The 13,443-nt window shown below is 64.9% G+C and carries 11 protein-coding genes and 1 pseudogene; 7 read left to right on the top strand and 5 right to left on the bottom strand.

What is annotated here, in order from left to right:
• Positions 1-12: 12 nt before the first annotated feature.
• A complete protein-coding gene (locus tag GCT13_RS07895) occupies positions 13-2,316 on the bottom strand; it encodes a phospholipase C/P1 nuclease family protein (protein ID WP_152756633.1) in 2,304 nt (767 codons plus the stop codon).
• Between the two features lie 297 nt (positions 2,317-2,613).
• Between GCT13_RS07895 and GCT13_RS07900 the strand changes: the two genes are divergently transcribed.
• The gene (locus GCT13_RS07900; RefSeq protein WP_407670759.1) at positions 2,614-3,084 is read left to right on the top strand and encodes an NUDIX hydrolase; all 471 of its coding nucleotides are present in this window, start codon (positions 2,614-2,616) and stop codon (positions 3,082-3,084) included.
• A gap of 141 nt (positions 3,085-3,225) precedes the next feature.
• On the opposite strand, the gene GCT13_RS07905 is transcribed toward GCT13_RS07900, so the two are convergent.
• Complete coding sequence (locus GCT13_RS07905) at positions 3,226-3,537, bottom strand: superinfection immunity protein (protein WP_152756636.1); 312 nt, start codon at positions 3,535-3,537, stop codon at positions 3,226-3,228.
• A gap of 67 nt (positions 3,538-3,604) precedes the next feature.
• A complete protein-coding gene (locus tag GCT13_RS07910; protein ID WP_152756638.1) occupies positions 3,605-3,883 on the bottom strand; it encodes a hypothetical protein in 279 nt (92 codons plus the stop codon).
• A 287-nt stretch (positions 3,884-4,170) separates the two neighbouring features.
• Between GCT13_RS07910 and GCT13_RS07915 the strand changes: the two genes are divergently transcribed.
• Entirely contained in the window at positions 4,171-5,112 is a 942-nt protein-coding gene (locus tag GCT13_RS07915; RefSeq protein WP_152756640.1) for an LLM class oxidoreductase, read from the top strand.
• A 302-nt stretch (positions 5,113-5,414) separates the two neighbouring features.
• Here GCT13_RS07915 and xth read toward each other — a convergent pair.
• Positions 5,415-6,209, bottom strand: a pseudogene (gene xth / locus GCT13_RS07920) (exodeoxyribonuclease III); the annotation flags it as partial.
• 99 nt (positions 6,210-6,308) lie between these two features.
• Positions 6,309-6,701 carry a DUF3597 domain-containing protein gene (locus tag GCT13_RS07925; protein ID WP_152756642.1) on the bottom strand — a complete coding sequence of 131 codons (393 nt, stop codon included), beginning with the start codon at positions 6,699-6,701 and terminating at the stop codon, positions 6,309-6,311.
• Between the two features lie 412 nt (positions 6,702-7,113).
• Between GCT13_RS07925 and GCT13_RS07930 the strand changes: the two genes are divergently transcribed.
• From GCT13_RS07930 to GCT13_RS07950, 5 genes are all read left to right on the top strand, one after another.
• A complete protein-coding gene (locus GCT13_RS07930) occupies positions 7,114-7,701 on the top strand; it encodes a DUF2760 domain-containing protein (RefSeq protein ID WP_090865371.1) in 588 nt (195 codons plus the stop codon).
• Entirely contained in the window at positions 7,698-9,560 is a 1,863-nt protein-coding gene (locus GCT13_RS07935) for an Hsp70 family protein (protein ID WP_152756644.1), read from the top strand. Before GCT13_RS07930 ends, GCT13_RS07935 begins: the two co-directional genes overlap by 4 nt.
• 26 nt (positions 9,561-9,586) lie before the next feature.
• Positions 9,587-12,451, top strand: coding sequence for an Hsp70 family protein (locus tag GCT13_RS07940; RefSeq protein WP_152756646.1), 2,865 nt, complete (start codon positions 9,587-9,589; stop codon positions 12,449-12,451).
• Between the two features lie 125 nt (positions 12,452-12,576).
• The gene (locus GCT13_RS07945; RefSeq protein ID WP_227746761.1) at positions 12,577-13,209 is read left to right on the top strand and encodes a DUF72 domain-containing protein; all 633 of its coding nucleotides are present in this window, start codon (positions 12,577-12,579) and stop codon (positions 13,207-13,209) included.
• Between the two features lie 31 nt (positions 13,210-13,240).
• Positions 13,241-13,402, top strand: a complete 162-nt coding sequence (locus tag GCT13_RS07950) for a DUF1328 domain-containing protein (RefSeq protein WP_087739237.1) — start codon at positions 13,241-13,243, stop codon at positions 13,400-13,402.
• Positions 13,403-13,443: the final 41 nt, after the last annotated feature.

Consider the following 13,443-nt stretch of genomic DNA (forward strand, 5'->3'; position numbering starts at 1 on the left):
CGATAAAAGCGCTCAACCAATCACCGGTCCAATCTTGTCGATAGTCAGCGACGGCACGAACGTCTTGTCCTGATACACGTGCGCGAGCGCCTGCTCGTCGATTTCACGCGCGCCCGCAGGCAGCGACGTATCGGCGACGGCATACGCCGCTTCCCACATCGCAGCGAGAAAACGTGCGCCCGCGCCCATCAGTTTCGCCGTGTCCTCGCCGAAGGCCGCCCATAGACCATCGACGACACGCGCCGAACTTCCGCCGCCCAGACGGACGTACTCGTCGATCAGCGTGCTGGGCGGAAGAATTTGCGCCGCCTCGCTCATCAACGTCACGGTCGCGAACGCGGCATCGCGGCCGGTCTTGATCGCGGGAATCTTGCCTTTGAACGCTTTCGCCTGCGGTCCGATCTGCGGCCGCAGGTCGCTCGAATGACGGTCGACCATCTTGTCCTCGTAGGTCGAATGCACGCCCTTGCCGGGCCATTTCTTCGCAGTTGCGCCAGGGGCATCCTTGTAGCCGTCCGAGTGATACGAGCCATGCAAGGGCTGGCATGCATCGCCAACGTAATGCGCGAGCACGCCCGCCGCGCACAGGAACTTCGTGTCGTTGCGCGCCTTCAGCTGCGCGACCATCTCGTCGAAAATCTGCCACACGCGAAACGGCAGCAGACCTTCATTGCGCGCGTCCTTTTCGCCTTCATCCGCATACCACCTCGACCATACGGCCACGCTCATGTTGGCGATGTTGTCGAGCGTCATATCGCGCAGCGTCTTGCCGTCGGCGTTGGGCTGATCGATGTCCGCGTAATGATTCGGATGCTCGGGGCCCGCGTTCTGCGCATAGTCGCGCCCGCCTGGTACGCGATCGGGCGTCTTCTTCCACATGAGATCAGGCACGTCCGCCAGTTCGACGAAATCGCCGCGCGCAAGCTTCTCGCGGATCTGCTCCGGCGTCAGTTCATTCAGCCGGAAGCTGATGCGCTCGACGTTCGCTTCGAGGAAATCATGCAACGGTCCCTGCTTCACGGACTCGATTGCCGCCGTCGCGATGCTGTAGTGGCCTGTTTGTCCCCAGAACGGATTCGCGCCGACGTTATGCTCGCGCACGAGATCGACGTCGAGCAGTTGGCATGCGGTGCTCAGGCCCGTCGAGAGCGCATAGTTCAGCCGCCCGTCGCCGTCGCTCGCGAGCGCCTGTCCGCCCCATTCGATCGCAAGCGGATAAAGACGGCGCGCGCTCTTCACGACGTTGCGCTTCTTGCCATTACGCGCGGACCCGTTACGTGTTCCCTTTTCCTCTTCCGCACTTTCCGATGACACCAGATACCACAACGTGCCCGAATCGCCGGGTTGCGTTTGCCGACTGCCGTTGGCGGGCGCGATCAGAAACTGCGATACGTAGTCGTAGCCCGCGACCGACTTGTGACGATAGAAGAGCGCCTTGATCGTGCCGTCGAGCGCGCCCGATGCGCTGCCGAACGCCGTCACCGGCTGATCGATCAATTGCAGGTTGAGGCTCAGCTCGTTCAGATCGACGATGTTCCCGATGGTGCCTTCGATGCCGAACGGCTGGCTCGACCAGTCGTTGGCGTCGTGCACTTCGACGAGCCCGATATCGAGCGTCATGAAGCTGCGGTTGCCTGCGAACTCAGGAAACACATCCGTGAACGGTTCGCGCGTCAGTTGCCGGTCCGATGCGAGGCCTACTTCCGAAACTGCGCCACGCAACAGCGCCTTCACCGACGAGCCGGGTTCGCCGCACACGTGCCGGTTGGTGAGCGCGTAGACCGTATGTCCATCGGTGACGAGACAACCGACGCTCGCCGTGCGCTCGATGCCCTGTGCATCCGCAATCAACGGGCAGCCGCCGCCGATGTATGTCGAAGGCCAGCGTGCATCCGTGGGCGCGTTCGTCGCGGGCTCGGTCGGCTCGACGGCGACCACGCAGACGGGCACCGCGCGGCCATCGGGCATGTAAAGCGTGCGCGGCACCATATGATCGGGATCGACCTTGCCATGACCAAACTCCGTCGCATCGATCCAGTCTCGCACCAGCACGATCACGGCGGGCCATGAATAAGGCCGCACCTCTGAGTTGTCGAATATGCGTATGCCCTTCGCCCTGGCGTTGCGCACATCGTGGCCGTTCGTATCGGCGTGCTGGTCCGGCCACGGTTCATCGGTACGGATCAGATACAGCCCGACAGCCGTGCCGACCACATTGGCCTTGTTCGACAGATGCCAGTGATACAGATCGCGCGCTTCGAGCAGATCCTTCAACGACAGGCTCTGGAAATTGTGCTGCGTGGACAATGGATTCATCGATTCACCTCGACGCTCGCCGGCCGCTTCGACCGGCCGTTGCAGGCACGCCGCCAGTACGATGCGATGCCGCGCTTCAGATGGCATCGCGCGCGGCGGCGCGTGGTCGCAATCAAGGTTCTCCGATGCATGTGACAGCGTTGCGTCACTCCGATGAGGGCTGTCATAAAGGTGTCACGTGCGGTGCGCACCATCAGCGGACAATACGGTCGAATGGCGGCTGAGAGCGCCATCGCATCGCGCGGCACACGGCCTGCTCAATCCGGTGCTATTGCGTCCCTACATGGAAGAGACACTGTGAAGCAGCGTGCGACTGTTGTATGCAGGGTGGGCACACGCATTCTGCTGGTCGGCAAGGCGAATTCACGCTGGTCGCTGCCGGGCGGCAAGCCTGAAATGGATGAGTCATTCGAAGCGGCCGCCGTGCGCGAACTGATCGAAGAGACACGCCTTCAAGCCATCGGCATGCAGTACCTGTTCGCATTCGCGGGCACGCGCACCTGTCATCACGTGTTCGCCGCGCATATCGACGAGCGGCAATCCCCTGTGCCCAGCAACGAAATCACACGCTGCACGTGGGCTAAAGTCACCGACATTTCCGATCTCGACACGAGCGTCTCGACGCGAGGCATCGTCGATGTGCTCGCGCTGAATCGCCGCTACGATCCACGCGAGCAGAGCCGGCACCAGCGCGCCGATGCATTCGTGCAGAATCTGCGCGACGCGCTGCACGACGTGGGGCTCAACGGGTCGACGCCTGCGCTGTGATCGAAAGTCGATTCAGATCGGAATCCGTACCGGCCGTGTGTGTGAGAGCCGAGTGACTGATGTTCGAGCAAGCGCTTCCATGCTCCGCACAAAAACAAAACCGCCGGCCTCAAAGACCGGCGGCTTCGTGCACCAAACCCGCTACAACACGGATACCGTTGGCTGACGCCGCGCCAGACGTGCACGGTGCGAGCGCGCGACCAGCTTCGCGATCGTCACGCGACCGATCGAGCGGCGCGTTTTCGTCGCGACATTCGCGAGCCGCTTCTCGCTCACGCGATGGCGCGCCCACACGAACGCCGCGATCCAGCCAATCACCGTCCAGCCAAACAATACGTTGAAGACCGTGAGTGCGAACGCGTCGTCGCGCTCGCGTGAATCGGCGACGATGGCGGGCAGAAAATACACGATCACTGCCGCCAGCAACACCAGTCCTTCGAAAAACGCTCTCATGCCGTAACCTCCTGCAATGGTCGCCATCGTCGTCGGTGCGGCGCGCTGCACGCGCCGCGTGCGGCGATCAGTGGCCCTTGAACACGTTCGCTTCGCGAGCGGCTTCGGCCGGTTGACGGCTGCCCGATGCCGACGATGTATCGGCCACGCCGCCGACGGCGCTGTTCGCATCGGCAGCCTGGCTGCGTTCCGCAACGATCGTCTGAGCGCTGACGCCGTGTTGTGAAGCCGGCGCGCCGACGGAAGGACGATAGAACGGTGCGGGACCGTAGCCCGACGCAAAAGCCGGTGCGGCAACGGCTGCGGATACGGCGACGAGCAAAGCTGCGATAAGACGGGTTTTCATGACGTGACTCCGGAAAGTGTTGAATCAGGAACGCATCGCAACCGGATGTTCTGGTGCGGCGTCGGTTGAGGATGAGTTTAGGCGAGTCCTATCAAACTTCTATGCTCATAGATTGAAATCACAGTTCCCGTTTTTCAAACAATGGGAAACCGCGCGCCGATGCCAGCGCGTTGTCCATGCGGTCCTCAGGGTCGTCGTGCCCGTTGCCGGTGCGATTCGCGCGCCGATGCTAGGATCGGCTTCCATTCAACCGTCGCAAGCGTCGCGGCAGCAGGTGGCGCACGTTCATGAACTCAATTGCATCCACCACGGAACGCCGGGTGTTTTCCGAAGGCCGTCTGTCGATCGGACTGACGCTGCCGTTGCTGCGCGTGGGCAATGTCGTCGCGGACTTCCGCGAACAGGTGGAACTCGCGGCGCTCGCGGATGCACTCGGATTCCGCGCGCTCTGGGTACGCGATGTACCGTTGAACAGCGCGGACTATCCCGACCCCGTGGGTCATCTCGATCCGTGGGTGCTGCTCGGCGCGCTCGCGATGCACACGACGCGGATCGCGCTCGCCAGCGGCGCGATCGTGCTGACGCTGCGTCATCCGCTGCATATCGCGAAGGGCGCGGGCTCCGTGCAAACGCTGTCGAATGGCCGCTTCATTCTCGGGCTGGGTTCCGGCGACCGGCCGCCCGAATACGCAGCGTTCGGGCGCGATGGCGAAGAGCGGCGCGAACTGTATCGCGTGCATTGGGAGACGGTAGCTGCGGCGCTGGGCGAAGCGCCGCGCGTGGTGGCCGATCGTCGCCCGGAAGACGCGCCCGAATTCATGCTCTTGCCGCAGCCGCCTTCGCCCGTGCCGATGCTTGCCGTCGGCTCGGGCGGACAGAGCGTGGACTGGATCGCCAGGCATTCGATCGGCTGGATGACGTATCACCGCGAGCCGGAAACCCAGCGCGCGAGACATAGCATGTGGCGCGCGGCCGTCGAACGTCTGCCGACGCCCGGCTTTCGCGCGTTCGGCATTGCGATGCGGCTCGATCTGAGCGGCGATCCGCATGAGCGCGCTACGCCGCTCTCGCTCGGCTATCGCGCGGGACGGGATGCGCTGCTTGAACTGCTAGACGACATGCGCGGGAACGGCACGCATCATGTGACACTGAACTTGACTTCCGATCGCCCTGTACGCGAAGTGATCGAGGAACTGGCCGCCGACGTATTGCCGCATTTCCGCACGTGATGTTGCTATGCGCGAGGCGAGTGCCGCTACTTTTTCACTCCACTTTTCTTCGATGCAGTTTTATTCGCCGCAGTTTTATTCGCCGCAGTTTTCTTCCCGGCACTTTTCTTCGCTGCACTTTCCTTCGCTGCACTTTCCTTCGCTGCACTTTCCTTCGCTGCACTTTCCTTCGCTGCACTTTCCTTCGCTGCACTCTTCTTCGCCGCACTTTTCTTCGCTGCATTCTTCTTCACAGCCACCTTCGCTGCACTGCGTCCAACCTCTGCATCTCCATCAGCGTCTCTGTTCTCCGACGCCGCGCGCCCAGGCTCGCCGCGCTGCCCGCCGAGATCCAGTTCGACCCACGCCGGCGCATGATCGCTCGCATGCGGCTCGCCCCTCACCCAACGGTCCACGCCCGCATCGCGCAGTTTCGCGGCGACCTGTTTGCTCAGCAGCAGATGATCGATGCGCAGCCCCGAGTTCTTCTCCCAGTGCTGTCTGAAGTAATCCCAGAACGTAAAGACCTGTTCGTCGGGAAAGCGCGTGCGCAACGCATCCGTCCAGCCCTGCGCGAGCAGGCGCGCATAGCACGCGCGGCTCTCCGGTTGCAGCAGCGCATCCTTGAGCCACGAGCGCGGATTGTAGATATCGAAATCGGTCGGCACGACGTTGTAGTCGCCCGCCAGCACGACGGGATGCCCCCAGTCGGCGAGCTTCTTCGCATAGGTGATCAGCCGCTCGAACCACGCGAGCTTGTAGTCGAACTTCGGCCCCGGCTGCGGATTGCCGTTCGGCAGATACAGGCAGCCGACCAGCAGACCGTCGACGGCCGCTTCGATATAGCGGCTATGTGTATCGTCGGGATCGCCCGGCAGGCCGCGACGCGTCTCGACGGGCTCGCTGTCCTTCGCAAGAATCGCGACGCCGTTCCACGACACCTGCCCATGCCAGATCGCGCCATAACCGGCGGCGTTGATCTCGGCCTTTGGGAAGCTCGCATCGGGCGTCTTCAGCTCCTGAAGACACACGACGTCGGGCGCTTCCCGCTTCAGCCATTCGAGCAACGCGGGAAGCCGTGAACGAATGCCGTTGATGTTGAACGTCGCGAGCTTCATGATCATCGGGTGCTCGCAAGTGCCATACCCACGCGCGCCGCGCGTCTCCGCGCACGGCCGGATCGCGTCGCGCCGGGCGGACGCGGCCGATCAGCTCTATCAGTTCTTCAGATCGTCGGGCACCTTGCCGCCGTTTTCGGCAAGCTTGGTCATCACCTGCTTGTGCAGCCAGATGTTCATCGCGGCCGAGTCGTTGGTATCGCCGCTGTACTTGAGTTCCTCGGCCAGTTGCTTGCGCGCGGCGAGACTGCTGTCCAGCCCGAGCAGCTTCATCAGATCGACGATCGACGTGCGCCAGTTCAGCTTTTCCGGATTCTGGTCGGCGAGCGAGGTCAGGATGGCCTCGACATCGACAGGTTCGGCAGCGGGCGCTGCGGCGGGTGCCGATGCGGCCTCGGCGGCAGGCGCGGCTTCAGGCGTCGCCGTCGCGGCCTGCACGGCGGGATGGCTAGATGGGAAGATCTTGCTGAGGATCGTGCTGAAAATGCTCATGGCTTTCCTCCAGACAACCGGTTGAAGGCGACAGCGCCGCACTCGACGAAACGGCCCCGAACATCCGCCTCATGGAATTTCGCGGGATCGACGCACGCAAGGCGGCCGATGGAGATTGTAGGCAATCGGTACGCCCAACGTGCCCGCTCGAACCGCTATCCTCGCCGCAAAAAATGACAGGACGATGCCGCTTATTCTTACTTGAGGACGTAAAATCCGGCCGCCATTCTTGTGCCGGAATCAGACTCTGAGCCGTCGTCGGCTCATAACAAGGCAAAATACCGCTTTTGACGCGGATTTGGCGCACAGGCAGCCGCCCGTTTCCGGCGGCCACGGCCATCCGCCCCGAGCCCATGCGGCCGCGCGGCACCGCGCGCCGCGGCAGTATCCAGAGAATCAGGAGCGATCTTTCATGACCGAACCGAACGTTTCGCTGATGAGCAGGCTGTCGCTTGCCTTCGGCACATTTTTCAGCATCCTCGGCGACCGCGAGTTCGCCGCAAGCGTGCTGCGCCTGCGCAGCGGCGCGGCGCCCGCTCCTGCCGCAGCTCCCGTGGCGACACCGGCGCCCGCACCGGCGCCCCGGCCTGCGCCCGCTCCCGCGCCTGTGATCAAGGAAGCCACGCCCGACGCCGCGCTCCAGTTGCTCGGTCTCCTGCAACGCGATGCGCGCTTCATCGATTTCGTCGAGGAAGACATCGCGAAGTACTCGGACGCCGACATCGGCGCCGCCGCGCGCCTCGTCCATGACGGCTGCCGCGCGACGCTGCGCGAGCACTTCACGATCCGCCCCGTGCGCGACGAAGCGGAAGGCAGCCGCGTGACGATCAACGACGGCTTCGACGCGACGGCGATCCGCCTCACGGGCAATGTGGTCGGCAAGGCGCCGTTTACGGGCAGCATCAGCCATCGCGGCTGGCGCGTCGCCGAAGTGCGCCTGCCGAAGCTCACGCAAAGCCATGACGCCACCGTGCTCGCTCCCGCCGAGGTGGAACTATGAGCGATCCGCGCTATTCGATCGGTATCGACCTGGGCACGACGCACTGCGCGCTGTCGTATGTCGATCTCGCCACCAGCGACGGCGAAAAGACCGACCAACGCGTGATGCCCGTCACGCAGCTCACGGCGCCCGGCGCGATCGAAGATCTCGATCTGCTGCCGTCGTTCCTCTACCTGCCGCATGCGAGCGAACTGACGCCCGGCGATCTCGCGCTGCCGTGGACGGGCGAACGCGAATTCGTCGTCGGCGAGATGGCGCGCAGCCGTGGCGCGGGCACGCCAATCCGTCTCGTGTCGAGCGCGAAAAGCTGGCTGTGTCATCCGGGCGTCGACCGGCGCGCGGCCATTCTGCCGAGCGACGCGCCGCCCGAAGTGACACGCGTGTCGCCGCTCGAAAGCTCGGTGCGCTATCTGACGCACCTGCGCGAAGCGTGGAATCACGCGCACCCCGACGCGCCGTTCGACGCGCAGGAAATCACCGTGACGATTCCCGCGTCGTTCGATCCCGCCGCGCGCGAGCTGACGGCGGAAGCCGCGAATGCCGCCGGCTACGGCCAGATGACGCTGCTCGAAGAGCCGCAGGCCGCGCTCTATAGCTGGATTCAGAAGAGCGACGGCGCATGGCGCAAGCAGGTCAGGATCGGCGACATCATTCTCGTCGTCGACGTGGGCGGCGGCACGACCGACCTCTCGCTGATCGCCGTGATCGAGCGCGAAGGCAATCTCGAACTGCATCGCGTCGCCGTCGGCGAGCACATCCTGCTCGGCGGCGACAACATGGACCTCGCGCTCGCGCACGTGGTCGCGCGCAAGCTCGCGTCGCAAGGCACGCAGGCCGATCCGTGGCAACTGCGCGCCCTCACCTACGCGTGCCGGGGCGCGAAGGAAACGCTGCTGTCCGATCCGTCGACGGATGCCGTTCCCCTCGTCGTGCCGAGCCGAGGCTCGAAGCTGATCGGCGGATCGATCCGCACCGAACTCACGCGCGACGAGCTCACGCAGACCATTCTCGAAGGCTTCTTCCCGCAAATCGACGCGTCGGCGCGGCCCATTGCCCGCACGCGCGCCGGCCTCACGCAACTCGGTCTGCCGTATGCGCAGGACGCGGGCGTCACGCGCCATCTCGCCGCGTTCCTCGGCCGCCAGGTCGCGGCGCTCGCGGAACTGCGAGAGTCGCAGGGGTCCGGGCAGCTGCCGCTCGAACCGAATGCAACGTTCCTGCATCCGACGGCCGTGCTGTTCAACGGCGGCGTGTTCAAGTCGCCGCTGCTCGTCGAGCGCATCATGACCACGCTCAACGGCTGGCTCGTGGCCGATGGCGGCGCGGCGGCGCGTCTGCTCGAAGGCGCCGATCTCGATCTCGCCGTGGCGCGCGGCGCCGCTTACTATGGCTACGTGAAGCGCGGGCGCGGCGTGCGCATTCGCGGCGGCACGGCGCGCTCATACTACGTCGCGATCGAATCGGCGATGCCCGCCGTGCCCGGCATGGAGCCGCCCATCTCGGCGCTGTGCGTCGCGCCCTTCGGCATGGAAGAGGGCACCGATGCGCCGCTGCCGGAACAGGAGTTTGGCCTCGTCGTCGGCGAGCCGGTGCGCTTTCGCTTCTTCGGCTCGTCGGTGCGGCGTCTCGATCAGGTTGGCACGATGCTCGACTACTGGTCGCCCGACGAATTGCAGGAGCTCGAAGAGATCGAAGCATCGCTGCCGGCGGAAGGCCGCACGGTTGGCGAAGTCGTGCCCGTCAAGCTGCACGCGCGTGTGACGGAAACGGGCACGCTCGAACTCGAAGCGATCATCCCCCGCGGCACCGACGAGCGCTGGAAAGTCGAGTTCGACGTGCGCGGCGGCGCGCAGGGCTGACCACAGGGTTGACCATCTACGCATCGATGAAGCGAAAGCAGCCGAAGCAGCCAAAGCCACAAGCCGTCAGGCGCTACACGGTCGGCATCGACCTCGGCACGAGCAATACTGTCGTCGCGTATGTCGAGCCGGACTCCGACGACATCCGCGTGTTCGAGGTCGAGCAACTGGTTGGCCCCGGCGAAGTGGGCGCGCAGCCGCTATTGCCGTCCGTGCGCTATCACCCGGCGGCGGGCGAGCTGAATCCCGGCGACCTGCAACTGCCGTGGTCGCGCGCAACGGATGAAACGCGCGATGGATCGCGGGACGAACCCGCGCCCATCATCGGGCGGCTTGCGCGCACGCTCGGCGCGCAGGTGCCCGGGCGTCTCGTGACGAGCGCGAAAAGCTGGCTGTCGCATGCGTCGGTGGACCGGCTCGCGCCGATCCTGCCTTGGGGTGCGCCGGAGGACGTCGCGAAAGTCTCGCCCGTCGCCGCGAGCGCGAGCTACCTCGCGCACGTGCGGGCCGCGTGGAATGCGCGCTTCGCCGATGCGCCGCTCGAACAGCAGAACGTGATTCTCACGGTGCCCGCGTCATTCGACGAAGGCGCGCGCGCGTTGACGCTCGAAGCGGCGCGTCTCGCGAAGCTGCCGGCGCTGCGGCTGCTCGAAGAACCACAGGCGGCGTTCTACGACTGGCTGTTCCATCATCGCGCGAGCCTCGGCGGCGAGCTTGCCGACACGCGGCTCGTGCTGATCTGCGACGTCGGCGGCGGCACCACCGATCTCACGCTGATCAAGGTGCAGATCGACGCAAACGGCGAGCCGCAACTGACGCGCATCGGCGTCGGCAATCATCTGATGCTCGGCGGCGACAACATGGACCTCGCGCTCGCGCGGCTCGTCGAGACGCGGCTGTCGCAGACGCAGGACGGCCAGACGCGGCTGTCGGCAGCGAGCCTGTCGCAGCTGGTCGAACGCTGCCGCGTCGCGAAGGAGCAGTTGCTCGACGCGAACGCGCCTGAGTCCGTCGCGATCACGCTGCTCGGCGCGGGCTCGCGCTTGATCGGCGGCGCACGCACTGCGCACGTGACGCGCGAGGAGATCGAAAAGGTCGTTGTCGACGGATTCTTTCCGCAGGTCGCCGCCGACGAGATGCCGCGCCGCTCGCGCGCGGCGATCGTCGAGTTCGGCCTGCCTTATGCGAGCGATGCCGCCGTTACGCGTCACGTCGCGGCGTTTCTGAAGCGGCTCGCCGCGCAATCGCGCGAGGCGCTGGGCACTTCCGAAGAATGCGACCAACGCGGCCAAAACGGCGACAACGCCGACACGCTGCCCGTGCCCGACACGCTGCTGCTCAACGGCGGCGTGTTCCGCGCGCAGCCGCTGACGGAGCGGCTCGCGCAAACGCTCGGCGCATGGCGCGGCAAGCCATTGCATGTGCTGCACAACGACCATCCCGATGTCGCGGTCGCGCGCGGCGCCGTCGCGTATGGCCTTGCGCGCGTGGGCAACGCACCGCGCATCGGCGGCGGCTCGGCGCGCAGCTATTTCCTCGTGCTCGAAGGCGATCAGGGCATCTGCCTGTTGCCGCGCGGCACGAAAGAAGCGCACGAAGTGCATCTCGACGATCGCGTGTTCGCGCTGCGCCTGGGGCAACCCGTGCGCTTTCACCTGATGTCGACGGTCGCCGACACGCGCTTCGCGCCGGGCGAGCTCGCCGATCTGTCGCAAGGCGACTTCGTGCGCCTGCCCCCTATCGCGACCGTCGTGCAACGCCGGCACGCGGCGGACGCCGACGAGCGCCCCGTCCGGCTGACGACTTCGATGACGGAAGTCGGCACGCTCGAAGTGACCTGCATCGCCACCGACGATCCTTCGCAACGCTGGCTGCTGCAATTCGAACTGCGGCGCGACGAGGCGGCGGCCGCAACGGACGAGGTAATTGAGTCCGGGCGCCATCCGTCACTCGATCACGCAATCGAGCTGATCGAGCGTTCGTTCGGCGCGCGTTCGTCGGACGTGGGCCCGAACGAAGTGAAGCGGCTGCGCGCGCAACTGGAACAGACGCTCGGGCCGCGCGACAACTGGGACGTCGCGCTGCTGCGCGAACTGTTCGGCGCACTGTGGGAACGCGCGAAGCGCAGACGGCGCTCGGCCGCTCACGAGCGGCTGTGGCTCAACCTCACGGGCTACTGCGTGCGGCCTGGCTTCGGCTATCCGCTCGACGAATGGCGCGTCGAGCAACTCTGGACGATCTTCGACGACGGCATTCAGTACATCCACGAAAGCCAGGTCTGGTCCGAATGGTGGACGCTGTGGCGACGCGCGGCGGGCGGGCTGAACGAGGACGCGCAATTGCAGCTGCTCGATGCGATGGACTTCCTGCAAGCCGCGAGCATCAAAAAACAGAAGCTGCCATTCGATCCCGCGAAGGTCGGCTATGCGGACATGATTCGCGTGCAGGCATCGCTCGAACGCATTTCCGTCGATCGCAAGATCGCGCTTGCGCAGCAGTTGCTCGAAAGGCTGCGCAAGCCTTCGGAGAATCACCAGACGTGGTGGGCGATCGGGCGCATCGGCGCGCGTCTGCCGTTCTATGGCAGCGCGCATGGCGTAGTGCCGCCCGACGTCGCGCTGCCGTGGCTCGATGCCGTGCTCGCGCTCGACTGGAAGAAAGTCGAGCCCGCCGCGTTCGCCGCCGTGCAGTTGTCGCGAATGACGGGCGACCGCTCGCGCGACCTGCCTGACGAAGCACGCGAAACGGTGATCCGGCGGCTCGAAGCGGTCGGCGCGGCGCCCATGTGGATCAGAATGGTGCGCGAGACGGTCGCGCTTGACGAGGCCGACACCGGACGTGTGTTCGGCGAATCGCTGCCGGCGGGGCTGAAGCTGATCGGCAGCGCGTGATGCGCGCTTGCGCCTGATTCACGCTCAGCCTGATTCACGCTCAGCCTGATTCACGCTCAGCCTGATTCACGCTAAACCTGATTCACGCTAAACCTGATCATTCGCTGCGAACCGTCGAGAGCGATCTGTCGCGGTACGACGCAACACCACGCAATTTCCTTTTCAGCGTGAAGGGTCCGCGCTACCCGACTCACATGCTGCGCTTCCGCGACGAAACCGCGCGCCCGGCAACGGCGAACTTCTTCGCCTCCGGCGTGCTCGCATTGCGCGAAAAGCCCGGTGTGTTTCTGTGGCAATTTCCGCCGAACTTTGCGTTCGTCCCTGATTCGTTCGAAGCGGTCCTCGCGCTGCTGCCCATGGATTTCGCGTCCGCAGCGCAGTTCGCCGCGCAACACGATGCACGCGTCAGCGATCCCTGGGTCGACGTCGATGTGAACCGACGCGTTCGGCACGCAATCGAAATTCGTCACCCGAGCTTTGGCACACCCGAGTTCGTGGCCCTGCTGCGAAAGTACAAGGCGGCACTCGTGATATCCGACTCGACAGCAGGCTGGCCATACGGCGAAGACGCGACATCCGGACATCACCTGTCTCCGTTGATGAATCGCTACAGCCGGAGTTGTGCACCCGACGTTCCAAGGCCAGCGCTTGCACTGCGGCCCTCTGGTCCAGCGCAGCCGACGCGCGGACACCCGCTTTCCGGCTTCACGAGACGACGGCACGACGGTTGCTCAGTCCCTGTGAAGCGCACGCGCTAACCCGGCGCGGCCCCAAAAGGAGATCCATACCATGCTTTACTACGCTCTGGTTTTCTTCATCATCGCGATCATTGCCGCCGTCTTCGGATTCGGCGGGATCGCTGCGGGCGCGGCCAGCATCGCGAAGATCCTTTTCTTCATCTTCCTCGTGATCTTCATCGTGACGCTGCTGATGGGCGTCGTGCGGCGATAACGTAACGGCAAGCGCAAGAAGCGGCGATGCGAACGCGTGAA

This window comes from Paraburkholderia franconis (assembly GCF_009362735.1).
GTDB classification, from domain to species: Bacteria; Pseudomonadota; Gammaproteobacteria; order Burkholderiales; family Burkholderiaceae; genus Paraburkholderia; species Paraburkholderia franconis.